We start from the raw sequence: 26,464 nt of genomic DNA, 5'->3' as shown, positions 1-26,464 counted from the left end.
AACAACTATCAGAAAGGAAGTTGAAATTAATGGGAGTAGTAAATTTAGCACGTGTAGATGAGCGTTTAATTCATGGACAAGTAATGCTGACACTATCTGGACGCGATGGAGTAAATTCATTATTTGTTGTAGATGATGTTGTAGCAAAGGATAAATTTATGAAAAGTTTGTACAAAAGTGCTGGAGGACGTACTGGACAGAAAACAATTGTTATGACTCTAGACAAATGTAAATACTATTGGGATGAATTTGCATTCAAAGAATATAGTTGTATTTTGATTTCTAAAACAATAAGTGTCATATATGAGTTAGTAAAGTATGGTGTTCCAATGAAAGAAATAAATATTGGAGGCATTGCTCAAAAAAATGAAAATGATATTTTTGTTACAAAATCAGTCTATTTAAATAAAGAAGACGCTTTAAAATTAAAAGAGCTAAACGAAGAGTACAATGTAGAAAATATCTATTTCCAAGCTACTCCTTCTGCTCCAAAAACTAATTTGAAAGAAGTTTTGGCAAAATTTAATTTATAATAAGTAAGGATGATAATTGATGGAACAAGATGAGCAATTAGAAGATTGGTATGTTCGCTATCATTCAATTTTTGGTAAGCGCTATACTCGGAAACGAAAAGATCGTTTTTTAGAAAGTTTAACAGCTGATATACGTCAATTTCGATCAGATGTTGAGCTGGATACCTTTAAATTGAATGAAAAAGATATTGTGGAATATAAAAATCTTTATGTTGGAGATATAAAAAAGGCGAATACTATTATTTGCACCTATTATGATACCCCAGCCGTTCATCTTGGACCGTATCAATTTTTCAATGTAGAAAGTCGAGCGAAGAATACAATGTTGTTCATTTTGCTTTCTTCTGTTTTTTATCTTCTTATTGGATTGTTTTTCACATGGAAAGTTGCTATGCCGGTATTTCAAACAAATAATTTAACAAGTTTCCTTTCTCTGCTTTGTATTTTATTTTATGTTCTCTATTTTTACTTTTTGAAAAGTGTAGCTAGAGGATGGCCGAATAAGCATAATTTGATTCGAAATACATCTTCCGTTTTAATGCAACTCTATTGTACAAAACAGTTTAAAAATAAAAAGGTGGCATTTGCCTTTTTAGATGCAGGTTGTACTAATAATTCTGGCTTAGAAAAAGTCATGGACAAAAGTGATGCAGTTATTTGTATGTTAGATAGTATTGGATCAGAAGAAAACTTGTACCAAGTGATGAGTAACCGCGAATTGTCCATTTCTAGAAATTCAGTTGAAACAGTAATTTCACCTGATATCACAAATGATCGCTTACTGTACGTCATTAGTGGTAGTAAAGAAGAAGATAGCTTTACCTTGAGTAAAAAAGAGTTAAAACAGAATAAACTAAGTGATACGAATATGAATGAAGTAGTACTTTTTTTGGAACAACTAGTTGGGAGGAATAGTAAATGATTGGAATTATCATTGCTACTCATGGAAAGATGAGTAATGGTATAGTCAGCGCAGCAGATTTGATTATAGGTAGCACAGAAAATATCAAAACGTTAAATTTGTTTCATGAGGATAATGTTCAAGATTTAAATAAAAAATTTTTAGAAGAAATAAAAGCGGTCGATCAAAATGAAGGTGTCATTATTTTTGTAGATTTAGCAGGTGCCAGCTTGTATAATCAAGCCGTCTTAGCTGTAAATTCACTTACAGATGAACAACAAAAGAAAATTCATGTTATTGCAGGTGTCAATTTACCCATGGTCATCGATGCTATTAATCAACGAATGATTGGTTCTTCTATACAAGATGCGGTTGCTTCAGTAATCAACGAAGCACAGCAAGGAATTGTATCATGGTCAGCTGAAGATTCTAATACAGATGATGAAGAAGAAGAGTTCTAAAACAAAAAGCAAATCTTCTATACGAATAGTATAGAAGATTTGCTTTTTTTTAGGTTATATTGCATGAAAGAAAATTTTATGTCGTCATTCAGGGCAACATTTGGAATAAAGCCTAACCTACCTTACAAAGTTGATACGAATATTGAGTCTATTATTAGCTATAAAGGTTCTTCCACATAATAGGATACGAAAATCAGTGCGAATTGTTTACTAGAAGTGTGCTACTTCATAATTCAGTATAGGAATTTGAGCAAATTACGAAGTATCAGAGTCCTATCTCATTATTGAATAAGAAATCGAAAGAGTTTTATTAGCTAGACCCTATCTAGCTAATAAGTGGTACTAGAAAGTGACATTGATTACTCGTTAGAAGTGGTTTACCTCATAATCGGGCTAAAAAATGAATTTGCATTATGAAGTAACTTGTTATTTAATCGAAAAATAGCTTAAATTACGTATAGTATATATGAGAAATAAAAATAGGAGTGATAGATGGATGGCCTTTAAAGAGAGAGAAAAACCGTTTCGATTATTAGTCATGGAGTCTTTGGCAAATCGAATGAATTTGTCAAGAGATGACCGTAATAAATATGCGAACTGGGTAAAAGGATACAATGGGGAAGTAAAGTTTGATTCTATAACAAAACTATTGAAATGTGAGAGTCTAGTTCTAAATGATTTGTATTTAACGGTGAGAGGGAAGAGATTTCAACTTGATACTTTGGTAATTACTGCAAAGTGTCTTTTTATATATGAAGTGAAAAATTTTGAAGGCGAATATTATTACGAAAACGAAAAGCTGCACTTTGAACGAACTAAAAAGGAGGTGTTTGATCCTCAATATCAAATCAAAAATGCGGAATCAGCATTGCGTCAACTAGTGGATCAAATGGGATATAATTGGATTATTAAGAAGCTGGTTGTCTTTGTAAATAACGATTTTACTTTGTTTCAAGCTCCAAGAGATAGTGGAATAGTGTTGCCGGGAATGATAAAATCACACTTTTCAATGGTTAATGAAATTTCGGGAAGATTAAATCAGAACCATTACCGTTTTGCCGAAGAAATCAAACCGATGCATATGGAAGATTTTTCTTTACATAATGTACCTTACTATGAAAATGAGTTGTTAAAGAAAGGAGTTACTTGCTTTTATTGTGGTTCTTTTATAGAAATATTCACAAAAAATAGGACGTGTATATGTAAATACTGTAGCAAAGAAGAGGTCGTCTCACAAACCGTTATTCGGCATGCACAAGAATTTATACGATTATTTCCAGAGAAAAAAATTACTACAACAGCTATCTATAAATGGTGTGATAACCGGTTGTCTATTTGCCGAATTAGATATGTTTTCAACCAACATTTAACAGCTAAAGGAACAGGTAGATGGAGATATTATGAATTGAAAAAATAGACAAATTTCACAAACAATTCGTTTAAAGGCGATTTGACCGTGCAAAATATTGAATATTTTAATTTTGATTGTGCTTTCATTGGTGCAGACGGAGTTGATAGTAAATTTGGTTATACTACATCTGATTTGAGTGCGGCATTTAAGATAAGAAAAATAATCGAAAAATCGCAAGAAGTTCACTTATTTTTATCATTCATTATAAATTGGCTAAATTTAGGGTATGATGGATAAGGTATAAATAATTATTTAGAACTTTGGAGGATATAAATTTAATGGTAGAACTTATGGGAATGTTAATTGGTATATATATTATAGTATTTGGCATGGTAATCTTAAAAAATTATATGGAATTTAATGATTCGAACTATCAAAAAGCCAGTCATCATACATTTTGGCAAACTTTTTTTAATAAAGGAAATATGGGTGAATATAATATATATCGTACTCTTGAAAAAATAAAAGGGACAAAATTAATATTGACGAATCTTTATATTCCTAAAGAAGATGGAAGTACGACTGAAATTGATTTAGTGATTATTACAAATTTTGGTTTTTTCGTTATAGAATCAAAAAATTATAGTGGATGGATTTTTGGAGATGAAAAATACCGTAATTGGACGCAAACTTTTCCAAATAAAAAGAAATTCAAATTTTTTAATCCTATTTGGCAAAATAAAGGACATGTTAAAGCATTAAAAGAAGTTTTGGATATTACTGATGAATCATTGATGCAGTCGTATATCGTTTTCAGCAATAATTGTGAATTAAAGAAAATTACAGTAACTAGTCCTAATGTTTCTGTTATGAAACGAAATCAAATGAGAAATAGTTTGAAAAGAGACTTAAGAAACTCTGCACCTAAATTAACTTCAGAGGATATAAAAGCCTATTTTCAAGTACTTAAACCTTTTATGCATGCTGACGAGGAAACAAAACAACTACATATTAAAAAAATTCAAGAAAAACTAGGTCAGTCTAAAAGTTAAATTTACAACGGTAGAATTTAAAGTAAATCCATCTAAGTAATAGATAAATAGACAAATAAATTAAAAAACGGACTTATTTGTCCAAAATAGTAATGAATTGAAAAATAGCGAGTATGTGTATTTAGTTTATCCTGTTCTTTGAGTGTTCTATTCGTCCAAGTGCCAAAGGTATGATATGATTTACTTAAAGACAGAAATTTGGAGGAAAGATAATGGAAATAACTCTTTATCGTACGATTCATGTGAAAACGCCGGATGAGAAAGTAATTACTTTGCAAAAACCTTTTGAATCTTCTACTATTCCTCAAAAGGGAGATTTTATCAAAGATTCTATGTTTGTGAATCCTGATAAAATTGAGGTAATTTCAGTAGATAAAAATGAAGCTGAACAGACGGTTGCTATCTATTTAAGACCGATAGAAATGAACTATGCGACAGATGAACATAATCAAAATATGGTGAATGCCTATAAAGCAAATGGTTGGTCAAGTGACGTATACTAAACGATTTAAAAATAAAAGCTGCCAAGAGATTTTTTCTCTAGGCAGCTTTTTTACGTTTATAATAATATTTCAGCTGTTACTATGTTAAAATTTCATCGTTGATTTGATCAACAGGGTACTTTGAATAAAGATTCAAAAAGTTTTCTGGGTCTTTTATAACGAGTTCTTTTAATTTTTGTTTATTTAAGCTGTCAAAAATGCGAATGGCTCTATCAATGAGTCCAGATTCAGATGTATCGCCGATTTTTTTCATACAGACTTCTTTGCGAACCAAGGCAGTCGCCAGCATAACCGCATAATCTATCCGAGCACTTTCAGCTTCCATTTGCTTAATGTAAAACAAGGATTGTTCGTATTTTTGATCCATCATTAATAGATTTGTTAAGTGCAGTAAGAAACTGATTTTCAAATTCCTTGCTTCTTCAAGATGTTGGTATTGAGCTAATGTTTCAAGTGCTCTTTCTGTGAGGAGAGCAGCGGTATCACTGTCGAATAAATACAAAATGCTATTGATAATGTGCAGTTCAGCTAAGTACCATTTATCCAGTGTTTCCATTCTACTCCACACTTTTTGAGCATAATCTTTAGCTTTAGCTAAATCTTGTTCCTCAAGCAACACGGCATATCCACGACAAGCATTTAAAATATCGAGGGTCAATTGATCGTAGCGTTCTTGCACCAATGTTTCGCCTTTTTCAATGATCTCATAAACTAACTCAAGCGTTGGATTTTTATCTAATTGTTTAAATAAATAAAGGATCGTTTCTTTCTGTCCTAATTCAAAGTCATTTAAAAGGTAGCTGAATTCTTCGTGAGACATATCCATATGATCTAAAATAGAGAGATATTTGGAAAGAGTCGGGGTGATATCATCATTTTCAAATTTTGTATACGTTGAACGAGCCATGGTATGATCTGAAATTTCTTTTTGCGTATAGCCTTTATTTTCTCTAATTTTCTTTAATGTTGAGCCAATGGGAACGTTTATGTCAGACATATGACAACCTCCTAGAAATAGTCCAGTTATTATTGTAACGCTTTGTGGCAAAGCAGTGTATAGTCGGTATACTTGATTCAAAGCAGTTGGTCTTACTAGGAAAGAAAAAAGCGTTCAAATTAAAAATAAAGACGTTTATCACCTGCACAGAGGAAGAAGGAATGACGTATTACAAATAAAGAATATTCAACTAAACCAACAAATCTTCCACAACTGCAGTATTACTATGTGATCCATGGAAAATACCAAACCATTAAACTTGATGTAGAAGAGTCTGATGTCTTGATAAATGCCGATGGGGTCTTAGACTGCCCAATCGATACGGTATTACGTAAGAACAAATATACATTTGAAGACTTAAATAACTGGTTGGCTAAGGAAGTCCAATTTATTGTTGAACATAATGGCAGTGAAAGTGTTATAAATACCATTCCTCTAGATGTGAACCTTTAAACGATTTCAAATTATTTTAGCATAAAACGTGATAATAAAAGATTAAAAATTCATGAAAAGTTAAGAAAAAAGGATTCATTATGAACAAAATATGACAAAGCCACAAAGCCCTGGTCGCCGTCATAAAAAGGATTTAGCAAAGCAGTAAAAATTATCTATATTAATCGTTCATTTATGAATGAAAAGAATAATTACTCATAAATAATTTGAGAGATGAATCTCAAAATTAGAGAGAACGGCTATTAAACAATTAAAAAAATTTTGTTGAAACTGAGAGAACCGATTTCGGTTTTTTTGTCTATTTGGTGTCATTTGCTGTAAAAGGATTGATTAACTGGTGGATTACGCTAAACTAGCTAAGGGACCACTAGAATACATAGAGAATGGAAGATACTTAAAAAATGACATTAAAAGGTATACGAGTGCTGCTGATGGTGAGTTTACTGGTGCTTATTAATTTTGAAAGTCCATCGGTTATGGCAGCAATAAACGATGAGAACGTATCAAGTGAAGTCTCAGAAAGTGCTCCATCAAATGAAAATAACGAACCTGAAGAAACTCAAAAGCCTATTTTAGAGAATAAGGTGATTGTGAGTGATAAGGTATCTATTGAACCTAAAATAGCTCATGCTGGTGAGCAACTATCATTCAGTCTGACACTGCCGGAAGAACTAAGTTTTGAAACGATTATTTTAAGTTATTTAGCTAGTGACACAAAAATAGAAACAACCGTTGTATTAACCTATGATACTGAATTAAAACAGTATGTAGGGCAATTGGAGACGACTAAAGAGACAACTATCGGACATTGGTTGTTGACAAAAGCAGTTGGAATTGATGGGAACGAAGTCTCGAGTGTACTGGAAACGAGATCTTTGGCAAACGAAGATCCAGAACTAAAAGCAGGCGATTTTGAAGTACTTGCACACCCAGCTTCTCTAGTTGATCTCACGTCGATTAAAGTTGAACCAAAAGCAGTTAAAGTGGGCGAAAAGCTTCAGTTTAGTTTGCATTCAATTGGAAATGAACGGTTGACAAATGTAACAGTTGTTTATCGCTCGTTGTCTAAAGACGGAGAATTAATAGATCAACAGTTGCTGCTTTCTTTAACATTTAATGAAGAAACAAAAGCCTATGAAGGAGAATTGGCTTCTGTCACCAATGAGTTAATGGGCGATTGGGTGATCGATCACCTAAGTGGTAGTGATGAGCAAGGCAATCCATTTATCTTATATAACCAATTTGTAATTGGATTAGATAAAGAAAATTTACAAAAACAAATTGATGAACTAAACAAACAACTACTAGTAGAAGAAACAGCAGCAGAAATAGAAGACATAGACGTACAAGAAAATAGAGACTTATTGTTAGAAAATATCCAACATCTGGAAGCATTAAAAGAAGAAAAAGAAAAGCTGCTCCAAGAGGATCTTTCAATCGGGAATTTTACGATAGAAGAACAGTTGACAGAAGAACTTGATACAGAGGATAAAGAAACGCCTATATTAAATGAAGAAGAAAGTAGTACATCAGAAAAAGAATCAGAGTTAAGTTTGGAAGAGACTAAAACGGAAGTTAGTAAAGAAGAAATAACAACAGAGTTGAAAGATGTACAAAAAAAGACAATTGTGACCAGCTCTCAAAATGAAAACCAAGCATCAACCAAAGATTCTGCTCAAGCGATGGATGTAACATCCGGTTCAGAAGAAACTATAATGGATGGAAAAAAAGAAGCAGCTGCATTTTCTAAAAGTTCTTTATTTATTGTGCTAGCTGCTTTTGTCATTATCAATGGATTTATCTTTAAATTTTAAAAAAGTATCGATAGCTTCCAAAGTCTCTTTGATAAGAGATTTTGGAGGTTTTTTAGTCTGGTTTGGTTTCTTGTCGGTTTTATGAGAAGGGCTTATGCTATAAGAGTACAAGGCCTTGTAACACTCTAACAAAGGATTTGAACCAGATGATAAGAAAACTAAGTGAAGAAAAGGAAAAAGCATTTTTTGATCAGCATTCAGGAATCGTCCATGGGGTATTGAAGAAATTAGGTGTGAGCCGCAATCATTCAGACTACGATGATTTTGTACAACAAGGCTTGCTGAAATTGGTAGAAGCATACGAAACATTTCCAAAAGATTTAGAGCAAGCCGAATATTTGTATCAATTTACTGGTTTTGCCTATACAAAGGTTCGTTGGAAAATGTTGGACTTATTAAGGAAACAACAACGAAAATGGGAAAGTGAAATGCCTTGGCCAGAAGATTTAGTTAAACAGCAGCCAGATACACATTTGCCATTTGAACAAGCGTATCAGGAGATGGATTTATTGAAAGAAATGTTACCATTACTGACTAAAAATGAACAAGCTTATTTATTAGATACAGTAGTCACTCGTTTATCAGTTACGGAAATTGCTAAAAAGCAAGGAGTGAGTCGGAAAACAGTCTATCAATGGAAAAAGAGAGTAGCAGAAAAATTAGCGCATTTTTTGCTGATCTTGAAAGACTAATAGAACTTTGAACCATAAAAACAGCTTATGTGAATCGGGATCATCCGCATAAGCTGTTCATTTTAGTCATGGAAATAAGTGGGTTTAAATTTCAAACTTAGAGAAAAATCTTCTCTAATCTCATTAATATACGGGTTTCCTTCTCCGAGAATCGTTTCAAGTGATTCATTTGCGCGATAGATGCTCAAATAATTGATGAGTGTTTCTATTGGAGAAAGTACGGATAGAAAAGTAGAAGCTTTTACACGTCTTTGCACAATGTTTAGCTCATCAGTAAAATAAGGTGTATGAGAAAAGTGTAAGAGTCCAACGATTTCATCAATCACATTTTGCTGAAGAAAAGAAAGTTTAGCGGATCGCTCTACTTGTTCGTTAAAGCTACGAGCTGAAATAAAAAGCTTCAATTCATGGCCGTCTCGAAAATAGACGTGCATACTATTTCCTACTTTATCTTCTACGGCATCAAGCGCATGATGGAGCCCATACCAGCTGGTAGAGTCGTTAGATGAGCCTTTCTCGGGTACAAATATTTGATAGCCTGAGACAAACGGACAGCGATGATGATACCCTAGACTTTTACCAATGGATTGAATCGTCTGGTAATTTAGCGGACGGTTGCTGAAATAACGGTTCATAATGGTACGAGAATGTTCCTTTGTTTTTAAAGGTGGAGTTCCTAATTGAAAAACTATGGTATTAAATAAAGTGTCTTTAATATCACGAATATCTTTTATGTAATAGGTCTTTTCATTCAATAAAATATGGGAGTGTTCAAAGCTAATGGCTAGCAAGGCGGAAAGAGTTGTGTCTGTAATCAACAAAGGTTTGATCGGTATTCGAGTAAATGACGTTTCATAATAGTAATGCGAGTCACCGTTTTCGTTTTGAAGAGGCGTATAGTCAGTTGTCGCTATTTTTTTATTAAACTGATAATAAGTCGTTCTTAAATTATTATAATATTCTTTGTGCTGATTATAGTCAAAATCTTCTTTCATCCTGCTGGCCCCATTTCATGTGTCAATTTGATGAAAACGTAGTACGACTTAATTGTAAACGTTATCAATTAATGCAGCATCAGATAGTTAATGTTTTTAATTAAATTATAACTGTTCTTTAATTTGATTCTCCTTAACTTTTGAGAATTAGTTTAAGCAACTCTAAATGAATAAGGGAAACGAGAATTAATTTTAATTGCTAAGGGATAAATCAATTAATTGTAAAGAGATTGTTGACAAAAAAATAACAGGCTGTTATAGTGAATAAAATTGCAGTTTGATTATAAAATGATTAGATTTTTTTTAGTAAACACAACGAAGAGAAGAGTACATTTTAAATGAAACTTATAGAGAGCCTTGGTTGGTGAAAAAAGGCAGTAGAATTAAAATGGAAGATGGTCTTGGAGTGGATTAATCGAGGGTTGTTGAATTTTAGATTAATACGGTCGCACCCGTTAGCGTGTCACAGTATAAAGAGGTTCCCTTGGGACTAAACGTACTGGTTAAGGTAGGAGCTGTAAAGCTTTTATAAAACAAGGTGGTAACACGTGAGAGAGAATCTTTCCGTCCTTGCACAAAGATTTTTTTGTGCAAGGACGGTTTTTTTGTGTAGATAAAATTAAAAATGGAGGAATAGCATATGTCATTAGTTGTTAGAACGGGGCCACAAGAATATGAATGCAGCGTAGGGGTATTGGATTCTTTAACCGAGAAGTTGATGGTACGAGGGATCACGAAAGTCCTGATCATTCATGGAACACATTCTTGGGATAAAGCTAAAAATTATTTAACTCAGCTTTTAGATAGTGAAATTACACTGGAATTTGCACTATTTAACGGTGAATGTACCCATGAAGAAGTTGACCGTATTGTGGGATTAATAAGTCAAACGCAAGCAGAGGCGGTCATTGGGGTAGGTGGCGGAAAACTGATGGATGCTGTCAAATATGCTGCAGCTAAATCGCCTGGGATTGAATCGATCATCATTCCAACGTTGGCTAGTAATTGTGCCCCGTGGACGCCTCTAAGCGTGATGTATACTGCTGAAGGTGTGTGTTTAGGTTTTGTTATCCATACAAAACAAGTAAATGCATTAATTATTGAACCCAATCTATTGTTGGGTGCACCGGTCGATTACTTTGTAGCAGGAATTGCCGATACACTGGCTAAATGGTACGAATCGGATATTGTCTTATCCAGACCAGAATATCAAACGAATGCGTTGTTAGTATTATCCCGTGCAGCAGCATTAAATTGCCGAGACAACATTGTCAACTATGGACAACAAGCTGTGATGGATATTCAGGCTCAGACCTTGACTCCCGCCTTTATTCAAGTATGTGAAACCGTTATTGCGGTTAGTGGATTGGTGGGCGGTCTTGGGGATGGATACGCTCGTTCGACAGTCGCACATGCGGTGCATGATAAACTGACAGCTTTTCCAGAGACACATACATTTCTTCACGGAGAAAAAGTTGGTTATGGCATAATGGTTCAACTTGCTATTGAGGAAAACTGGGCGGAAATTGATCGACTGTCTGCTTTTTATGAATCGTTAAATCTTCCAAAAACTTTAGCTGATTTAAATTTGAGCTATTTGACTGATGAACAGTTGGGCGAAGTTGCCGCTAAAGTAGCAGTTGATGCTATTCTTTTGCAATCTCAATACAAAGTATCCAAAGAAATGATCCAACGCGGTATGCGTTCATTGGAAAATTATTTAGCAATAAAAGTCTAGAAAACTAGCTGGGGAGGAATTTGAATGACACTATTTGAACCATCAGAGACACTCAAACGCCTTCCAAATCAGTTCTTTACTCACTTACGAGCAAAAGCTATTAAACTGATTGAACAAGGATACGATGTAATTGATTTAGGGATTGGAAATCCTGATTTACCTACACCTCAATTTATTGTAAAGGAATTAAAAGCAGCAGCGGATGATCCAAAAAATGATCAGTATGGACCTTATAGAGGGCATGATTATTTGAGAAGGGCTGTTGCGGACTATTACTTACGAGAATACGGTGTATATGTGGATCCGGATACTGAAGTAGCAGTCTTACATGGATCTAAAGCGGGAATTGTCGAAATCAGCCAATGTTTATTAAACGAAGGAGACACAGTTTTATTGCCGAATCCTTCTTACCCAGATTACTTATCAGGAATTGCATTGGCAAATGCAAAAGTAGCCTCGCTACCATTGTTAGCCAGTAAATATTTTTTACCTGAGTATGATTTGGTTGATCCAAGTGTTGCTGCTGAAGCAAAATTGCTTTTTTTGAATTACCCAAATAACCCAACCGCAGCAATTGCGACGCCGGAATTTTTTTCAGAGACGGTTGCATTTGCTAAAAAGAATCAAATTTGTGTGGCCCATGATGCTGCGTATGGAGCGCTTGTATTTGATGGTGAAAAGCCGTTAAGTTTCTTACAGACTCCAGGAGCAAAGGATATAGGAGTTGAATTCTTCACGTTATCGAAATCACACAACATGGCAGGATGGCGCATTGGATTTGCAGTAGGTAATCCATCGGTTATCGAAAGTTTAAATGTCCTGCAAGATCATACGAGTGTCAGTTTATATGGAGGAATTCAAAAAGCAGCAGCTAAGGCATTAACCAGTGATCAATCTTCCGTAAAAGAATTGGTGTCCATTTATGAAAGCCGTAGAGATCGATTTCTTTTTGAATTGAAAGATACAGGATTAGAGATACATAAACCACAAGGGTCGTTTTATGTATGGATCAAAGTACCAAAAGGCTTTACATCAGAAACATTTTTCGAGGTCTTATTGAATGAAGCACATGTGATTGTGGCTACTGGAAATGGTTTTGGTTCGCAAGGTGAAGGATATGTTCGAATAGGGTTGTCGCAACCGGATGACCAAATTTTAGAAGCTGCAAAAAGAATCGCTCAACTTGCGCCTTTCAACGTATTGCCATTAGAAAAAATACTGAATTAGTAAATAGGAGGAAATGATGATGAGACGAAAAACAGGGATTATTACAACACTAGCAATTGGTGTATTTTTAGCAGGTTGTAGCGGAAACGAAGCTGATTCACAAGAAAAAGCAGGGCTGTTGAGTGATGGGGTATTAACTGTTGGAGTTACCACAGGACCGCATGAAGACATCGTAAACGAAATTAAAAAATTAGCGGCAGAAGACGGACTTGAGATTGAGGTCGTTTCATTTTCAGATTTTGTTCAACCTAACACAGCTCTTGCGGATAAAGAAGTAGACATCAACTCTTTCCAAACAGGTCCCTTTTTAGAAACGGTAATTGAAGAAAGCGGCTATGATTTAGCTAAAATAGCTCCAACGATTTCTATTCCAATGGGGATTTACTCAGAAGTTTATGATGATGTAAGTGAAATTAAAGAAGGAGATACTATTGGAATCCCAAACTCACCGACCCAAGAAGGGCGTGCATTGCAACTATTTGAAGAAGCAGAATTGATTACTTTACCAGAAGGTTCTGGGCAAGAAGTCACCATTAGCGACATTGTGGAAAACCCATTAAATTTAGAATTTATTACCTCCGAAGCTGCACAATTGCCGGCTCAATTGCAAGACTTAGGTGCTGCAGGAATCAATTCTAATTTTGCTTTAGACGCTGGTTTGAATCCAGAAGAATCAGGGATTTTTATGGAGAATGTCGACAATTTAGAACAAGCTAACTTTATTGTTTCTCGTACAGAAGACAAAGATGACGAAGCTGTAGCGCAATTCGTTGAATACTACCAAACAGACGAGATCAAGCAGTTTATTGAAGAGGAGTTCAAAGGGGCTCTTGTTCCTGCATGGTAAAAAGTTAGTTTCTTGGTATTACTAGTTAAATTTGGTTAATTCATTTAGAATGTGATTCTGAGTTGATCGAACTAAAGCTAGTTGAGCTTACTCAAATGGAAATTGATTTTGAGTTGATTGAACTAAGGCTAATTGAACCTACTCAAATAGAAATTGGTTTTGAGTTAATCGAACTACGGCTCGTTGCATCAACTCAAACAGAATGCAATTCTGAGTTAGTCGAACTAGGATTCATTGTGCTTACTCAAATGAGATTGTACTTTAAGTTGACCTATTGTACCTTAATTCGCTAAAATTATTAGTAAAAATAGAATGATTTAAAGATAAGAAAATGATAGTCAAGATGCTTTTACAATTATTTTTTTCAAGTGTATACTGAATTAAAGTGATGAGGAGGTATACTCATGCAAAAAATTGTTACGCATCTTTGGTACGATAAAGAGGCTCTTGAAGCAGCAGAATTCTATACAAATTTATTTGATCATTCTTCTATTGATAGTGTGGTAACTCTTAATGACACTCCTTCTGGATCGGCAGAGAGCATCGTGTTCACTTTAGCTGACCAATCTTTTATGTCCATTTCTGCCGGTCCAACATTCAAATTGAACCCATCTGTTTCTTTGCAAGTTGTTTGTAAAACTTTAGCAGAAGTAGATCATTTATGGAAACAACTATCCAAGGGAGGTTCCATAATGATGCCACTTGATGCCTACCCATTTAGTGAAAAATATGGCTGGACAGAGGATAAGTATGGTCTCTCTTGGCAAATTATGTATTTGCCAGATCAATTGATTTCGCAAAAAATCACGCCAACAATGTTATTTACAGATGAACAATATGGCAAAGCAAAAGAAGCAATAGAATTTTATACCTCAGTCTTTGCTAATGCCGCCATTGACGGGTTGAATTATTATGGTGAGGATGATGAACAAGGTCAAGGTGGAAAATTGATGTATGGTTCGTTTAATTTAGAAGGACAAAACTTTGTAGCGATGGATAGTGCCATTGCGCATGGCTTTAAATTTTCTGAAGCCATTTCTTTTTTAGTAAATTGTGATACGCAAGAAGAAATTGATTATTTTTGGGAAAAATTATCTTTTGTGCCGGAAGCTGAACAATGTGGTTGGTTGAAAGATAAGTTCGGATTCTCATGGCAAATTTCGCCTACGATCATGAATGACATGATGAATACAAAAGACCGTGTACAATTGGATCGTGTAACACAAGCATTCCTTCCAATGAAAAAAATGAATATTGCCGAATTGAAAAAAGCCTACGAAGGGTAAAAATGAAACTCTAATCTTTTTATAAGATTAGAGTTTTTATTAAAGGAGCTGGTAGGATGAGACGGATCATTATGAACTTAGCAATGAGTTTAGATGGATTTATTGCCAATGAAGATGGCAGCTTTGAATGGATAAAAGGGTACGAAGACAATACATTAAATACAGACAATCAATACAATTATGAAACCTTGCTAGAAGATATTGATATCGTGGTAATGGGGAAAAGGTGCTATGAGCAAGATATGCATTTGGAATTTAAAACGCAAACCGTTTATGTAGCTACCCATTCGACGATTACTGATTATGATAACATTAAGTTTTGTGGCGAAGACATTATTGAAGTGATCAAAGAAGAACAACTAAAGCCTGGCAAAGATATCATGCTATTTGGCGGTGGTCAGCTCATCAATGCCTTTTTAAAAGCAGATTGTATTGATGAGTACATTATTGGGTTGATCCCAATTATTCTAGGAGCAGGTCGTCCACTATTTTATGGTGGACATCCACCAATCGAGTTAAAGCTGGAAGAATATATTGTAGATAATGGGATCATTATTTTGAGGTATTTGAACAGATAAATGAGTATAGGTGATAGGCATTTAATTAAATGCCTATTTTTTGTGGAGAGCATTGCTTATTAATGATAAGATTGATGGGAATGGACGAATAATCATAAAAAATAAATGATTCGTCCAATAATTAAGAAAATGGGACAAATGATTGCAAAATAGGCGATAATTTGTCTAGAATAATAGAGTGATGGGTAATTATCTTCTAAATTAAATAAAAAAATAAAGAAAACGCTTGCATGTGTTTTTAATAGATGGTAAGATTCATGTGTAATCGGTTCCATACAAACTTTTAAAAGGACGAGGGATAACATGACAACGATAAAGGAAGTTGCAAAACTAGCAGGTGTATCGGTAGCTACTGTATCTAGGGCATTAAACAATAGTGGCTATGTCAGTGAAGACGCTCGAAAAAAAGTAGAGGCAGCCGTTAAAGAATTAAATTTTTATCCTAATGAAGTAGCAAGATCACTCTATCAAAAAAAATCAAAGCTGATTGGCTTACTATTGCCGGACATCGCAAACCCTTTTTTTCCTTTAATCGCTAAGGGAGTAGAAGATGGTGTGAACCAACGAGGCTATAGCTTGTTATTAGGAAATGTGGAAGAGGATCTTGAAAAAGAAAAAGATTATTTGAAAATTTTTTCGCAAAATAACATTGCTGGAGTCATCTCAGCGGTTCAAGGCAACACGAAAGATTTTCAAAATATGCCATTTGTTTTATTAGACCGAGTGAAAAGCGACCATGATTTTGCTGTTCATTCAGATGATTACACAGGTGGAATGATGGCTGCTGAAACAATTGTAGCTAGAAAGCCAAAAGAAATCGTCATTATGGTGGGTCCAAAAGAAGTGCCCAGTTCAGCTGTTCGATTAGCTGGAAACCAAAAAGTATTAAAAGAAAGTCACTTAGACTATCAATTGTTCCAAACTACTAGTTTTAAGTTAGAAGAAGCTGAGGAAACGGCAGAACAGTTTCTTGAAAAATTTCCTAATGTTGACAGTGTGATTGCTTCGAATGATGTCTATGCAATGGCCGTTATGAAAGAAGCACTTAAAAGGGGTCGCCGCATTCCAGAAGATTTTCAGATCATTGGCTATGATGATATGCCGTTTAGTAGAATGGTTTATCCAGGCTTAACAACTATCGCTCAACCAGCTTATGAAATCGGGTATAAAGGTGCAGAACTCTTGTGTGATATTCTTGAAAAAGGATTTGTTGAGAATAGCCGCATTCAATTGCCCGTAACGTTAAAAATTAGAGAATCAGTTAGAAAGAAGGATGAAAAATGAGTAAAATTACCGTAATTGGCAGTATCTCTACAGATTTTGTAGTGACAGCTGATAAAAGGCCAGAAGTCGGTGAAACCATCACCGGCAATGATTTCAGTACAACATTTGGCGGAAAAGGGGCTAATCAAGCAGTCGCAAGTGCTCGACTAGGCGGAGACGTTTATATGGCTGGAACTGTTGGAACAGATTTGTTTGGAAAAGAATTGATTCTGAATCTGACAGAAAACGGCATTCATGTAGATTATGTGGAACCCGTTACACAAGTGCCATCTGGATCAGCCCACATCACAATTGTAGACGGAGACAACAGCATTGTTTATGTTCCAGGAGCGAACAATGTGATTGATACAAATAGAGTTGAGAAATTAAATGAATTGATTCAAACAAGCGACATCGTGGTAGTACAAAATGAATTGCCACAAGAAGTTGTTGAAGAAATCATCAAGGTTTGTTTTGATCAACAGGTCAAAGTAATCTATAACCCGGCACCGGCTAGGAAAGTCAGCCAAAGCGTTTTAGAAAAGGCTACTTATCTGACACCAAACGAAAGTGAGTTCAAATTGTTATTTCCGAAGATGACTCTTTCTGAAGGTTTAGCTCACTACCCGAATCAATTGATTGTGACGATGGGGTCTAAAGGTGTTTATTACCATGATGGAACAAGTGAGAAGCATGTTTCTTCTTACTCAGTTGACCCAATTGATACAACAGGTGCAGGAGATACTTTTAACGGAGCATTTGCAGTAGCCCTTACGGCTGGTTTAGATATGGATTCCAGTATTCGTTTTGGGAACTTAGCTGCTTCATTATCGATCCAAAAATTTGGCGCTCAAGGCGGAATGCCTACGCTAGCAGAAATGAAAGAGAGTGAGAACTATGAAAAAGCATGGAATATTAAATAGTGACATAGCAAAAGTCTTATCCGATTTGGGGCACACAGATAAAATCGCGATCGGTGATGCTGGATTACCTGTACCAGATGGCGTGAAAAAAATCGATTTAGCTTTGACGTTATCTGAACCTCCTTTTCTATCAGTTTTAAAAGTCGTTTTAAGCGATATGAAAGTTGAGAAAGTGGTTTTAGCTGAGGAGATCAAAGATCAAAATGCCACGCAGTTGACGGACATAAAAGCAGCATTAGTAGAAGATGAACAAGTAACATATGTGAGTCATGAAACGTTTAAAGAACAGTTGAAAGATGTAAAAGCGGTCATACGAACAGGTGAAGCAACACCCTATTCCAACATAATATTGCAATCAGGTGTTTTATTTTAGGAGGTGTGTCAGATGGAAGTGAAAATGACAGGCATTAGAAAAAGTTTTGGCAGCAATTCAGTCCTCAGAGGAGTGGACTTCGATATTCATGCTGGTGAAGTTCATGCTTTGATGGGTGAAAATGGAGCTGGTAAATCAACATTGATGAATATTTTAACAGGATTGCATAAATCAGATGCTGGCGAAATTAGTATCAATGGTGAAAAGAAGCACTTTGATAATCCAAAAGAAGCAGAAGAACACGGGGTAAGTTTTATTCACCAAGAAATGAATACTTGGCCGGAAATGACGGTACTTGAAAACTTGTTTATTGGGAAAGAACTTAAGAATAAAATGGGTTGGATCAAAACAAAAGAAATGAGAAGTCTTGCAGAAGCCACATTCAATGATTTAGGGGTCCACATTGACCTAGATGCAGATGTCAAACAACTTTCAGTCGGCCAACAACAAATGATTGAAATCGCCAAATCGTTGATGACAAATGCTCAAGTCATTATTATGGATGAACCAACAGCAGCGTTAACGGAAAGAGAAATCGATGTATTGTTCAAAATTATCGCAACGTTGAAACAAAAAAAAGTAGCCATTATTTATATCTCACATCGGATGGAAGAAATCTTTAAAATCAGCGACCGCATAACTGTTATGCGAGACGGTGTATCGATCGATACAACTTTGACCAAAGAAACCACAAATGATGAAGTTGTACGCAAAATGGTTGGACGTGACTTAGAAGACTACTATCCAAAGAAACACTCTAAAATTGGAAATACTGTATTCGAAACAAAAGGATTAACACAAGAAAATCGTTTTGAAAATATTTCATTTACAGTGAAATCTGGCGAAATTGTTGGATTCTCAGGTTTGATGGGAGCAGGAAGAACCGAAATTATGCGTAGTTTATTTGGAATCGATGAATTGGATCAAGGAGAAATTTATCTTGAAGGGGAAAAAATCACGATCAAAAATCCAAGTATGGCGATTGAAAAAGGTATCGGTTTTTTAACAGAAAATCGAAAAGAAGAAGGGTTGATCTTAGACTATTCGATTCGAGACAATATCAGCTTACCATCGATTGATGGATTTAGTAAAAAAGGCCTGATTGATATACATGCAGAAACTGATTTTGCCAAATTATTGATGGAGCGTCTGCATGTTAAAGCAGAGGATCAGTTTGATAGCGTTTCCAGTTTGTCAGGTGGGAATCAGCAAAAAGTCGTCTTAGCTAAATGGATCGGCATTGGCTCAAAAGTATTGATTTTAGATGAGCCGACTCGTGGCGTGGATGTTGGAGCGAAACGAGAAATCTATCAATTGATGAATGAATTAGCGGACAGAGGTGTAGCCATCATCATGGTATCCAGTGACTTACCAGAAATTTTAGGAGTTAGTGACCGAGTGATCGTAATCCATGAAGGTCATGTTGCAGGGGAATTAACTAAAGCAGAAGCTACAGAAGAAAAAATAATGAAACTCGCTACGGGAGGGTACTAACATGGTAGAAGCAAATGTAGAAAAAAAGGAAAAGAAAACTGGAACTCCAAAAAATTATATTGGAAAACTTGGACCATTTCTTGCATTGATCGTATTAGTGGTATTAGTGACAATTGTAAATCCTAATTTTATTGCACCAACCAATCTATTGAACCTATTAAGACAAGTTTCAACGAATGCGTTAATTGCTTTTGGGATGACATTTGTCATTATTACAGGTGGAATCGATTTATCTGTTGGATCAACGTTAGCTTTAAGCAGTGCTTTAATGGCAGGCTCAATTGCAGCTGGTATGGATCCTATATTTGCGATGATCTTAAGTTTAGTCGTGGGAACGGTATTTGGAGCTGTCAACGGATTATTGATCACTAAAGGAAATATGGCACCATTTATCGCAACTTTAGCAACAATGACGATTTATCGTGGATTGACTCTGGTTTACACAGACGGAAATCCAATCACGGGTATTGGCGACAGTTTTATTTTCAAATTTGTTGGCCGCGGGTATTTATTTGGTATCCCATTCCCAGTCGTATTGATGATCATTAGTTTTATCTTACTGTTTATCCTGTTACACAAAATGACGTTTGGTAGAAAAACATTTGCGATAGGGGGGAATGAGAAAGCTTCATTTATTGCGGGTATCAAAAACGATCGAATCAAAACAGGTATCTACGCTTTATCTGGTTTGATGGCTTCACTAGCTGGTATCATCATCACATCTAGGTTAGACTCTGCACAACCGACTGCTGGTACGTCTTATGAAATGGATGCCATCGCATCTGTCGTATTAGGCGGAACGAGTTTATCCGGCGGACGCGGAAGATTAGTTGGGACCTTAATCGGGGCTTTGATTATCGGAACATTGAATAATGGGATGAATTTATTAGGAATATCCAGTTTTTACCAACAAGTCGTTAAGGGTATTGTTATCATTATCGCAGTATTATTAGACAGAAAAAACAAAAAATAGGAGGAATTACTAAGATGAAAAAATTAATCGGTTTAGCAACAGCAGCAGCTTTATTTATGGCAGGATGTGGGGCAGCAACTTTAGAAGGCGAAAATACTACTGAAAGTGGTCCAGTGGAAGAAAAAGAAACGTCAGAATTGGTCGTAGGTGTCTCGATCTCTACGCTTAATAATCCGTTTTTTGTTTCATTAGAACAAGGAATTACTGATTTGGCAGATGAGCAAGATACAACTGTAAAAAGTGTTGATGCACAAGATGACACAGCAAAACAAACCAATGATATTGATGACTTGATTCAACAAGGAGTAGACATCTTATTGATCAATCCAGTCGATTCAGCTGCAATCACACCCGCTGTTGAATCCGCAAACGCTGCTGGAATTCCGGTCATTACGATTGATCGTTCAAGTGATGGCGGAGAAATAGTTACATTAGTAGCTTCTGACAACGTTGAAGGTGGCGAAATGGCTGCTAAATACATTGAAGAGATTTCAGGAACAGACGCAAATACCGTTCAATTAGAAGGCGTTCCAGGAGCTTCAGCTACTAGAGAGCGTGGAGAAGGATTTACGAATCTAGCTGAAGAATCTTTAAACGTAGTAGATAGTCAAACTGCAAACTTTGACCGTGCAGAAGGATTAACGGTTATGGAAAATATGTTACAAGCAAATCCTGATATTCAAGCTGTCTTTGCACAAAACGATGAAATGGCTTTAGGCGCCATTGAAGCCATTCAATCTGCAGGGAAAACAGGAGAGATTCAAGTTGTTGGTTTTGATGGAACAGAAGATGGAATCAAAGCAGTAGAAGCAGGTACCCTAAGCGCAACTGTTGCTCAACAACCTGGCGAAATGGGTAAATTAGCGATGCAAGCAGCGTTTGATTACTTTGCTGGCGAATCAATTGAAGAGTACATTGCTTCACCATTAGAATTGGTAACAAGCGAAGAATAAAGAGTATACAAAAAAGGGTTTGGGACATGATAATTGTCTCAAGCCTTTTTTGTAGTCAAACTATTCCTTTTAGAACTGAATATACTTTTGCAATATACTTTTCAAAGGGTGTGTTTTTAGTTTATATTGCTGCTCAATTGCTTGAGCAATGTCTGTTATATTATGCTTCGTTGGAACATTTCGGATACAAATACAACTTTGCTCAATTGTTTTATCATCAAAAGGAAGCGTAAAAGTAGTGATTAAAATATCATAAGCATGATTATTGAGTTGCTTCAATGAAAAAATAGGATCGGTGTAGAGAGTAGTAATAATCTCATGTTTTAAATAACGATGCAATAGATCTTGAATCATTTTGGCATGTTCAACATCGAAGTCACTTACGATCAACAATCGCACTTTATCTTTTTGGTTATAAAGTTCTGGTATCAAGTGATCCCAATGTATGAGTAAAGTATAGATAATTTCATATCTAGCAGTTTCGCTGTAATTTTCATTTATCTTTTTTTCATATTCCTTTAAATTTGAAAAAGCTAATGTTATAAAATCAGGAAACAATTCTTCCATCGATTGGACAAAATACTTTTTTGAATTAAATAAAATATAGGGAGGCGGGTATTGTCCTTCTTTTGACTTGAAAACAAAATGCGAAATGTTAAACATCTCTTTCAATAAGTGTTGGTGATTGGGTATTGGTATTCCAATTTGATTTGATAAGTTATGTAGCAAGGTGGTATGATAAGAGACTTGTTCTTTAACAGCAGGATCGGTTTTAGTATCCTCTATTAAAGATTCATAGTTAAATTTGAAATTATTATTAATAAAAATTGAAAAGACTTGTTCAATAAACTCTTTATTAAGTGTAATAGCTAATTTTTTCTCGATTATTCCTGTTAAAGGTTGAAACTTTGAGAAATCTGGAATCATTTTGGAATAAATAGAAGACTTTATAGATACATGATGCCCTTGTTTAACTCGTAAATAGGGGATAGCTGTCCAAAGCTTCAAACGTTTAAAATCAGCAAAATTTAAAGGAATATCGTTATTTTTTGCAATAAAAACCAATAATTGTTCAAAAAAAGTTTGATTAATGGTTTTAAATGGCCATTCCAGATTATTGTATCGCTCCGAAAAATAACTGATATAAAAATAACGAATACTTTCTTCGTTTTCACTGATCAACTTACAGGGGTTTGTCTGCACTTGCACGTAATAATCAGCTAAAGAAATATTCAATTTTTTTATAAGACGAAATAATGTGGATGGGCTAACATACAATTCTTCAGCTAATTCAAATACGGTTTTCGTTTCATCATAAATAAGCTTTTCTATAAAATTAAAGGCTAGGCTATTTGACAAAAAATAGCGATAAAGATCATCATAATCTTTGTGCGGTGGTAAAACTAAGCGAACTCCAAGATGAGAAGTCTGTAATACATCTTTAGTGTAATATTCACGTAGTTGAAGCATATCCTGCTTTAAAATCCTTTCAGAGCTAACTGTCTTTTGGGCAAGTTCCTTTAGAGTCACCCAGCCTCCAGTAAAATAAAGATGCTCAACGACTTCTAATTTTCTACGTTCACTTGCATCTAACACTTCACGCATACTGATCCCTCATTTTCTTGGAATTTTTAATGGCTGGGAGCATTAACTTATAAATGAAAAATGTAAACCTATTCAAGTGAATTGATAATCATATTCTACCCGTAAATTAAAAAAAAAGATATAGGTTAAAAATAAACCATAAAAATAAATTGAATTCATAAATAAAAACGTTTCGATAAAACGCTTGCATTTTTGTGGAAAGAGTTTTATATTAATTGTAGAAACGTTTCACCAATAAAAAAAGGGAGGAATAAGAGAATGAGGAAATGGCATAAGAAAACAGTTGTAGGGGCGTTAACGTTAGCTTCAGCAGGTTTACTAATGGCTTGTTCAAGTGATAGTGCAGAAACGGAGGACAGTGCTTCAAGTGATTCAGTAACTTTTTGGTACATGGGGGATGGAAATGAACAAATTCAACCAATTTTAGATGATTTTACCGAAGAATCAGGAATCACAGTGGATATTCAAAGTATTCCTTGGTCTAGTGCCCATGATAAATTATTAACAGCAGTTGCTTCAGGAGACGGACCGGATGTCGTTCAAATGGGTACAACGTGGATGGCTGAATTTGTTGATGCAGGAGCTTTGCAAGATATCTCTTCTTATGTTGAATCAGAGGAAACATTGAATTCAGAAAACTTTTTTGAAGGATCAGTTGCGACAACTGAATTTGATGACGCATATTACGCAGTACCTTGGTATACAGAAACAAGAGCACTTTATTATCGGACAGACTTGCTAGAAGAAGTCGGTTATTCTGAAGCTCCAAAAAATTGGGAAGAATTAGAAGATGCCGCTATGAAATTATCTGAACGCGGAGACGATATGTATGGTTTCCAAGTTGATTCTAATGATCAATCAGCTGCATTTATGTTTGCTCGTCAAAACGGATCAGAGTTGTTTGATAAAGATAGAAAACCTGTTTTCAATGAAGCGCCTTTTGTAGAAACGCTGGATTACTTAAATACGTTTATTCAAAATGGTTCTTCTCCTAAACAAGACTTGGGTCTAGATATTTCTCAAACCTTTGGTGGAGAAGGGATCGTACCAATGTTTATCAGTGGACCCTGGATGATTAATTCAATTAATGATAGCACGACTGATATTGAAGGGAAATGGGCAACAGCTGTATTGCCATCAGGTTCTGAAAATAATCTTTCAAATACAGGTGGAGCTAACTTAGCTGTTTTTAATGGAACAGAAAACGAAGGAAATGCTGTTACATTGATTGAATTCTTATCTCGTCCTGAAAATCAATTAGCATTCTTTGAATCTTCTAACTCATTGCCATCTGCAACTGCTGCTTGGGAAGATGAAGCATTATCAGATCCAATTATTGCAGTTTTTGGAGAACAACTTGAAAATTCTGAGTCAATGCCTTTGATTCCAGAATTCGAAAGAATTGCTGCCAGCTACCTAGAAGATTGGGAAGAAATTTACCTAGGCGGAGCTGACATTCAAGAAAAAATGGATGAATTCAATGCCGAAACAGAAAGTCTGCTTCAATAAAAAAAGTGAGCTTTAGATAGTTATTGTTAGTTAAATTATGTGGGAATTCAGAGAAATAATCAAAACGAATCGGTTCTTGATTTATTTTTCTGAATTTTTATTGATACAAGAGTACAGATTAGTATTGAGTAAACTCTAGTCTAAGTCAATGAGTTTTAGAAAGGATGAAGAATATTATGAAATCGGCAAACAAAAAAGCTCCTTATTTTTTTATCTCACCTGCTATTATTTTACTTTTAGTCTTTTCTATACTTCCTATTTTTATTGCTTTGTTCATTAGTTTTACGGACTTGAGCTTAGCGGGATTAGCAGATTGGTCAAGAATCAACTTTATTGGAATAGACAACTATAAAAATATTTTGGCAGATCCAATTTTTATTAAAGCTGCAGGAAACACTATATATTATGTTGTGATTGGCGTTCCTTTAGTCGTGATACTCTCATTAGGGCTGGCAATTTTAATAAATGTTGGAGACGGAAGATTTTTCTCTTTCATGAGATTAGTTTTTTATTCTCCTTCGATAACCAACATTGTCGCAGTATCTGTTGTATGGACCTTTTTGTATAATCCCAATATTGCAATAGGACTGTTTAACCAACTATTAGATTTGGTTGGAATCGCACCAGTTGCTTGGTTATTAGATCCTGGTGTAGCTAAACTTTCGTTGATTGTTTTGGCACTTTGGAGAGGGACAGGAATCAACATGTTGATTTTCTTAGCAGCTTTACAAGGTATTCCGCCAGAATACTATGAAGCAGCTGAGTTAGACGGGGCTTCAAAATGGAATCAATTGCGTTATATCACTGTACCAATGCTTAAATTCTCTATTTTCTTTGTCAGTGTTACAACCGTTATCGGATGGTTACAATTCTTCGAAGAACCATTTGTTATGACTGAAGGTGGACCGTTAAACAGCACTACAAGTATTTCGCTCTTCTTATACCGAAATGGGTTCCAGTTGAATGAATTTGGTTATGCAGCAGCCGGATCATTGATCTTATTTGTTGTCATTATTATCATAACTTTAATCCAACTTAGAGGACAACTAAAGAGCAATGAAAATGAAATGTAAGAGAAAGGAGCACAAAATAAATGAATTCTTATAAAAAATCGCAAAAAAGAAACAAGGTGATTGTGGGCGTTATTTTGATTATAGGTGGAATCATAGCTGTTACGCCGTTTATCTGGATGATGCTTTCCTCATTTAAAACAAATGCGGAAATTGTCTCTATGGAATCCGGCTTAATCCCTAAAGAATGGACTTTCCAAAACTTTATTGATCTATTTGAAAAAATGAATTTTGGGGTTTATTTAAAAAATACATTGATCATTACAGCTTTCTCTTTCGGAGGAATGTTTCTAAATGCTATGGCTGGGTATGGATTTGCCAAATACCGTTTTAAAGGAAAAAATAGTCTCTTCATTATGATATTAGCAACAATGATGATTCCTGGACAAGTAACAATGATTCCCGTTTATTTGATATTAAATAATTTGGGATTGACGAACACTTTAGCAGGGATTGTATTGCCGGGGTTAGTAGGAGCATATGGTATTTTTCTATTTCGACAATTTATGTCTACCATCTCTGATGAGTTATTAGAAGCCGCTCGATTAGATGGGGCAAGCGAATTTTACATTTTTACTCGAATTATTATTCCGTTATCAAAACCAATTTTAGCGGTACAAGGTATTTTAACCTTTATTGCTGGTTGGAATTCATTCATGTGGCCATTGATTATTGCCAATGATGAAAAATACTACACGCTTTCTGTAGGGTTACAATTGCTACAAGGACAATACGGCAATAACTATGCCTTACAAATGGCTGGTGCAACATTTATGGTTGTTCCCATCATCATTATTTTCTTAACTTTCCAAAAATACATTTTACAAGGCTTTAATGTATCAGGATTGAAATAACACCATTTTAAGGAGGATA

At 35.1% G+C, this 26,464-nt stretch carries 27 protein-coding genes, 1 pseudogene and 1 other annotated feature; of the genes and pseudogenes, 25 read left to right on the top strand and 3 right to left on the bottom strand.

Going from position 1 to position 26,464, the window contains the following annotated elements; all coding sequences use genetic code 11:
- The first annotated feature begins 29 nt into the window (after window positions 1-29).
- The 7 genes and pseudogenes from ABS911_RS03270 to ABS911_RS03240 all read left to right on the top strand — a co-directional run bounded on the left by ABS911_RS03270 (window position 30) and on the right by ABS911_RS03240 (window position 4,801).
- The gene (locus ABS911_RS03270; protein ID WP_350466284.1) at window positions 30-533 is read left to right on the top strand and encodes a PTS sugar transporter subunit IIB; all 504 of its coding nucleotides are present in this window, start codon (window positions 30-32) and stop codon (window positions 531-533) included.
- A 19-nt stretch (window positions 534-552) separates the two neighbouring features.
- Window positions 553-1,455 (top strand): hypothetical protein, encoded by a 903-nt coding sequence (locus tag ABS911_RS03265; RefSeq protein WP_350466283.1) that lies wholly within the window; start codon window positions 553-555, stop codon window positions 1,453-1,455.
- On the top strand, window positions 1,452-1,895 hold the full coding sequence (locus ABS911_RS03260) for a PTS sugar transporter subunit IIA (RefSeq protein WP_350466282.1): 444 nt from the start codon (window positions 1,452-1,454) through the stop codon (window positions 1,893-1,895). The genes ABS911_RS03265 and ABS911_RS03260 overlap by 4 nt, the downstream gene beginning before the upstream one ends.
- Window positions 1,896-2,391: 496 nt before the next feature.
- Window positions 2,392-3,312, top strand: coding sequence for a nuclease-related domain-containing protein (locus tag ABS911_RS03255; protein WP_350466281.1), 921 nt, complete (start codon window positions 2,392-2,394; stop codon window positions 3,310-3,312).
- A gap of 21 nt (window positions 3,313-3,333) precedes the next feature.
- A pseudogene (locus ABS911_RS03250) lies at window positions 3,334-3,543 on the top strand (hypothetical protein); the annotation flags it as partial.
- 41 nt (window positions 3,544-3,584) lie between these two features.
- Complete coding sequence (locus ABS911_RS03245; protein ID WP_350466280.1) at window positions 3,585-4,298, top strand: nuclease-related domain-containing protein; 714 nt, start codon at window positions 3,585-3,587, stop codon at window positions 4,296-4,298.
- A gap of 212 nt (window positions 4,299-4,510) precedes the next feature.
- Window positions 4,511-4,801 carry a hypothetical protein gene (locus tag ABS911_RS03240; protein ID WP_350466279.1) on the top strand — a complete coding sequence of 97 codons (291 nt, stop codon included), beginning with the start codon at window positions 4,511-4,513 and terminating at the stop codon, window positions 4,799-4,801.
- A gap of 79 nt (window positions 4,802-4,880) precedes the next feature.
- On the opposite strand, the gene ABS911_RS03235 is transcribed toward ABS911_RS03240, so the two are convergent.
- Window positions 4,881-5,798 carry a helix-turn-helix domain-containing protein gene (locus ABS911_RS03235; RefSeq protein ID WP_350466278.1) on the bottom strand — a complete coding sequence of 306 codons (918 nt, stop codon included), beginning with the start codon at window positions 5,796-5,798 and terminating at the stop codon, window positions 4,881-4,883.
- Between the two features lie 228 nt (window positions 5,799-6,026).
- Between ABS911_RS03235 and ABS911_RS03230 the strand changes: the two genes are divergently transcribed.
- From ABS911_RS03230 to ABS911_RS03220, 3 genes are all read left to right on the top strand, one after another.
- Entirely contained in the window at window positions 6,027-6,251 is a 225-nt protein-coding gene (locus ABS911_RS03230; RefSeq protein WP_350466277.1) for a hypothetical protein, read from the top strand.
- 401 nt (window positions 6,252-6,652) lie between these two features.
- Window positions 6,653-8,065 (top strand): hypothetical protein, encoded by a 1,413-nt coding sequence (locus tag ABS911_RS03225; RefSeq protein ID WP_350466276.1) that lies wholly within the window; start codon window positions 6,653-6,655, stop codon window positions 8,063-8,065.
- A gap of 146 nt (window positions 8,066-8,211) precedes the next feature.
- Window positions 8,212-8,757, top strand: a complete 546-nt coding sequence (locus ABS911_RS03220; protein WP_350466275.1) for an RNA polymerase sigma factor — start codon at window positions 8,212-8,214, stop codon at window positions 8,755-8,757.
- A gap of 62 nt (window positions 8,758-8,819) precedes the next feature.
- Here the strand turns inward: ABS911_RS03220 and ABS911_RS03215 are convergent, their stop codons facing one another.
- Window positions 8,820-9,752 (bottom strand): competence protein ComK, encoded by a 933-nt coding sequence (locus tag ABS911_RS03215; protein WP_350466274.1) that lies wholly within the window; start codon window positions 9,750-9,752, stop codon window positions 8,820-8,822.
- 306 nt (window positions 9,753-10,058) lie between these two features.
- Window positions 10,059-10,327: a binding site (T-box leader), on the top strand.
- Window positions 10,328-10,392: 65 nt separating this feature from the next.
- Between ABS911_RS03215 and ABS911_RS03210 the strand changes: the two genes are divergently transcribed.
- The 12 genes from ABS911_RS03210 (at window position 10,393) to ABS911_RS03155 (ending at window position 21,407) form a co-directional block, all read left to right on the top strand.
- Window positions 10,393-11,490: an iron-containing alcohol dehydrogenase family protein gene (locus ABS911_RS03210; protein WP_350466273.1), complete on the top strand. Its 1,098-nt coding sequence runs from the start codon at window positions 10,393-10,395 to the stop codon at window positions 11,488-11,490.
- 24 nt (window positions 11,491-11,514) lie between these two features.
- The gene (locus ABS911_RS03205) at window positions 11,515-12,717 is read left to right on the top strand and encodes an aminotransferase class I/II-fold pyridoxal phosphate-dependent enzyme (protein ID WP_350466272.1); all 1,203 of its coding nucleotides are present in this window, start codon (window positions 11,515-11,517) and stop codon (window positions 12,715-12,717) included.
- Window positions 12,718-12,736: 19 nt separating this feature from the next.
- A complete protein-coding gene (locus ABS911_RS03200) occupies window positions 12,737-13,564 on the top strand; it encodes a MetQ/NlpA family ABC transporter substrate-binding protein (RefSeq protein ID WP_350466271.1) in 828 nt (275 codons plus the stop codon).
- Between the two features lie 95 nt (window positions 13,565-13,659).
- Window positions 13,660-13,857, top strand: a complete 198-nt coding sequence (locus ABS911_RS03195) for a hypothetical protein (protein WP_350466270.1) — start codon at window positions 13,660-13,662, stop codon at window positions 13,855-13,857.
- Between the two features lie 111 nt (window positions 13,858-13,968).
- A complete protein-coding gene (locus ABS911_RS03190) occupies window positions 13,969-14,850 on the top strand; it encodes a VOC family protein (protein WP_350466269.1) in 882 nt (293 codons plus the stop codon).
- 56 nt (window positions 14,851-14,906) lie between these two features.
- Complete coding sequence (locus ABS911_RS03185) at window positions 14,907-15,428, top strand: dihydrofolate reductase family protein (RefSeq protein WP_350466268.1); 522 nt, start codon at window positions 14,907-14,909, stop codon at window positions 15,426-15,428.
- A gap of 303 nt (window positions 15,429-15,731) precedes the next feature.
- Window positions 15,732-16,712: a LacI family DNA-binding transcriptional regulator gene (locus ABS911_RS03180; protein WP_350466267.1), complete on the top strand. Its 981-nt coding sequence runs from the start codon at window positions 15,732-15,734 to the stop codon at window positions 16,710-16,712.
- Window positions 16,709-17,614, top strand: coding sequence for a ribokinase (gene rbsK, locus ABS911_RS03175; protein ID WP_350466266.1), 906 nt, complete (start codon window positions 16,709-16,711; stop codon window positions 17,612-17,614). The genes ABS911_RS03180 and rbsK overlap by 4 nt, the downstream gene beginning before the upstream one ends.
- Entirely contained in the window at window positions 17,589-17,987 is a 399-nt protein-coding gene (rbsD, locus tag ABS911_RS03170; protein WP_350466265.1) for a D-ribose pyranase, read from the top strand. The genes rbsK and rbsD overlap by 26 nt, the downstream gene beginning before the upstream one ends.
- Before the next feature lie 12 nt (window positions 17,988-17,999).
- On the top strand, window positions 18,000-19,481 hold the full coding sequence (locus ABS911_RS03165) for a sugar ABC transporter ATP-binding protein (protein ID WP_350466264.1): 1,482 nt from the start codon (window positions 18,000-18,002) through the stop codon (window positions 19,479-19,481).
- A 1-nt stretch (window position 19,482) separates the two neighbouring features.
- Window positions 19,483-20,454, top strand: a complete 972-nt coding sequence (locus ABS911_RS03160; protein WP_350466263.1) for an ABC transporter permease — start codon at window positions 19,483-19,485, stop codon at window positions 20,452-20,454.
- Between the two features lie 14 nt (window positions 20,455-20,468).
- Window positions 20,469-21,407, top strand: coding sequence for a D-ribose ABC transporter substrate-binding protein (locus ABS911_RS03155; protein ID WP_350466262.1), 939 nt, complete (start codon window positions 20,469-20,471; stop codon window positions 21,405-21,407).
- Between the two features lie 69 nt (window positions 21,408-21,476).
- Here ABS911_RS03155 and ABS911_RS03150 read toward each other — a convergent pair whose 3' ends face one another.
- Window positions 21,477-23,012, bottom strand: coding sequence for an AcpB/EbpR/MafR family transcriptional regulator (locus tag ABS911_RS03150; RefSeq protein ID WP_350466261.1), 1,536 nt, complete (start codon window positions 23,010-23,012; stop codon window positions 21,477-21,479).
- Window positions 23,013-23,270: 258 nt separating this feature from the next.
- Between ABS911_RS03150 and ABS911_RS03145 the strand changes: the two genes are divergently transcribed.
- The 3 genes from ABS911_RS03145 to ABS911_RS03135 all read left to right on the top strand — a co-directional run bounded on the left by ABS911_RS03145 (window position 23,271) and on the right by ABS911_RS03135 (window position 26,445).
- Window positions 23,271-24,521 (top strand): sugar ABC transporter substrate-binding protein, encoded by a 1,251-nt coding sequence (locus ABS911_RS03145; protein WP_350466260.1) that lies wholly within the window; start codon window positions 23,271-23,273, stop codon window positions 24,519-24,521.
- A gap of 176 nt (window positions 24,522-24,697) precedes the next feature.
- A complete protein-coding gene (locus ABS911_RS03140; RefSeq protein ID WP_350466259.1) occupies window positions 24,698-25,594 on the top strand; it encodes a carbohydrate ABC transporter permease in 897 nt (298 codons plus the stop codon).
- Window positions 25,595-25,614: 20 nt separating this feature from the next.
- Window positions 25,615-26,445, top strand: a complete 831-nt coding sequence (locus ABS911_RS03135) for a carbohydrate ABC transporter permease (RefSeq protein WP_350466258.1) — start codon at window positions 25,615-25,617, stop codon at window positions 26,443-26,445.
- The last annotated feature ends 19 nt before the right edge of the window (window positions 26,446-26,464 follow it).

The organism is Carnobacterium sp. (genome assembly GCF_040274425.1).
The sequence above is the reverse complement of the archived record's forward strand: the minus strand, read 5'-3'. Positions and strand labels throughout refer to the sequence as shown.

Coding starts and splice junctions, on each gene's coding strand:
- ABS911_RS03270 (WP_350466284.1), top strand. CDS start 30: ATGGGAGTAGTAAATTTAGCACGTGTAGATGAGCGTTTAATTCATGGA.
- ABS911_RS03265 (WP_350466283.1), top strand. CDS start 553: ATGGAACAAGATGAGCAATTAGAAGATTGGTATGTTCGCTATCATTCA.
- ABS911_RS03260 (WP_350466282.1), top strand. CDS start 1,452: ATGATTGGAATTATCATTGCTACTCATGGAAAGATGAGTAATGGTATA.
- ABS911_RS03255 (WP_350466281.1), top strand. CDS start 2,392: ATGGCCTTTAAAGAGAGAGAAAAACCGTTTCGATTATTAGTCATGGAG.
- ABS911_RS03245 (WP_350466280.1), top strand. CDS start 3,585: ATGGTAGAACTTATGGGAATGTTAATTGGTATATATATTATAGTATTT.
- ABS911_RS03240 (WP_350466279.1), top strand. CDS start 4,511: ATGGAAATAACTCTTTATCGTACGATTCATGTGAAAACGCCGGATGAG.
- ABS911_RS03235 (WP_350466278.1), bottom strand. CDS start 5,798: ATGTCTGACATAAACGTTCCCATTGGCTCAACATTAAAGAAAATTAGA.
- ABS911_RS03225 (WP_350466276.1), top strand. CDS start 6,653: ATGACATTAAAAGGTATACGAGTGCTGCTGATGGTGAGTTTACTGGTG.
- ABS911_RS03220 (WP_350466275.1), top strand. CDS start 8,212: ATGATAAGAAAACTAAGTGAAGAAAAGGAAAAAGCATTTTTTGATCAG.
- ABS911_RS03215 (WP_350466274.1), bottom strand. CDS start 9,752: ATGAAAGAAGATTTTGACTATAATCAGCACAAAGAATATTATAATAAT.
- ABS911_RS03210 (WP_350466273.1), top strand. CDS start 10,393: ATGTCATTAGTTGTTAGAACGGGGCCACAAGAATATGAATGCAGCGTA.
- ABS911_RS03205 (WP_350466272.1), top strand. CDS start 11,515: ATGACACTATTTGAACCATCAGAGACACTCAAACGCCTTCCAAATCAG.
- ABS911_RS03200 (WP_350466271.1), top strand. CDS start 12,737: ATGAGACGAAAAACAGGGATTATTACAACACTAGCAATTGGTGTATTT.
- ABS911_RS03195 (WP_350466270.1), top strand. CDS start 13,660: ATGGAAATTGATTTTGAGTTGATTGAACTAAGGCTAATTGAACCTACT.
- ABS911_RS03190 (WP_350466269.1), top strand. CDS start 13,969: ATGCAAAAAATTGTTACGCATCTTTGGTACGATAAAGAGGCTCTTGAA.
- ABS911_RS03185 (WP_350466268.1), top strand. CDS start 14,907: ATGAGACGGATCATTATGAACTTAGCAATGAGTTTAGATGGATTTATT.
- ABS911_RS03180 (WP_350466267.1), top strand. CDS start 15,732: ATGACAACGATAAAGGAAGTTGCAAAACTAGCAGGTGTATCGGTAGCT.
- rbsK (WP_350466266.1), top strand. CDS start 16,709: ATGAGTAAAATTACCGTAATTGGCAGTATCTCTACAGATTTTGTAGTG.
- rbsD (WP_350466265.1), top strand. CDS start 17,589: ATGAAAAAGCATGGAATATTAAATAGTGACATAGCAAAAGTCTTATCC.
- ABS911_RS03165 (WP_350466264.1), top strand. CDS start 18,000: ATGGAAGTGAAAATGACAGGCATTAGAAAAAGTTTTGGCAGCAATTCA.
- ABS911_RS03160 (WP_350466263.1), top strand. CDS start 19,483: ATGGTAGAAGCAAATGTAGAAAAAAAGGAAAAGAAAACTGGAACTCCA.
- ABS911_RS03155 (WP_350466262.1), top strand. CDS start 20,469: ATGAAAAAATTAATCGGTTTAGCAACAGCAGCAGCTTTATTTATGGCA.
- ABS911_RS03150 (WP_350466261.1), bottom strand. CDS start 23,012: ATGCGTGAAGTGTTAGATGCAAGTGAACGTAGAAAATTAGAAGTCGTT.
- ABS911_RS03145 (WP_350466260.1), top strand. CDS start 23,271: ATGAGGAAATGGCATAAGAAAACAGTTGTAGGGGCGTTAACGTTAGCT.
- ABS911_RS03140 (WP_350466259.1), top strand. CDS start 24,698: ATGAAATCGGCAAACAAAAAAGCTCCTTATTTTTTTATCTCACCTGCT.
- ABS911_RS03135 (WP_350466258.1), top strand. CDS start 25,615: ATGAATTCTTATAAAAAATCGCAAAAAAGAAACAAGGTGATTGTGGGC.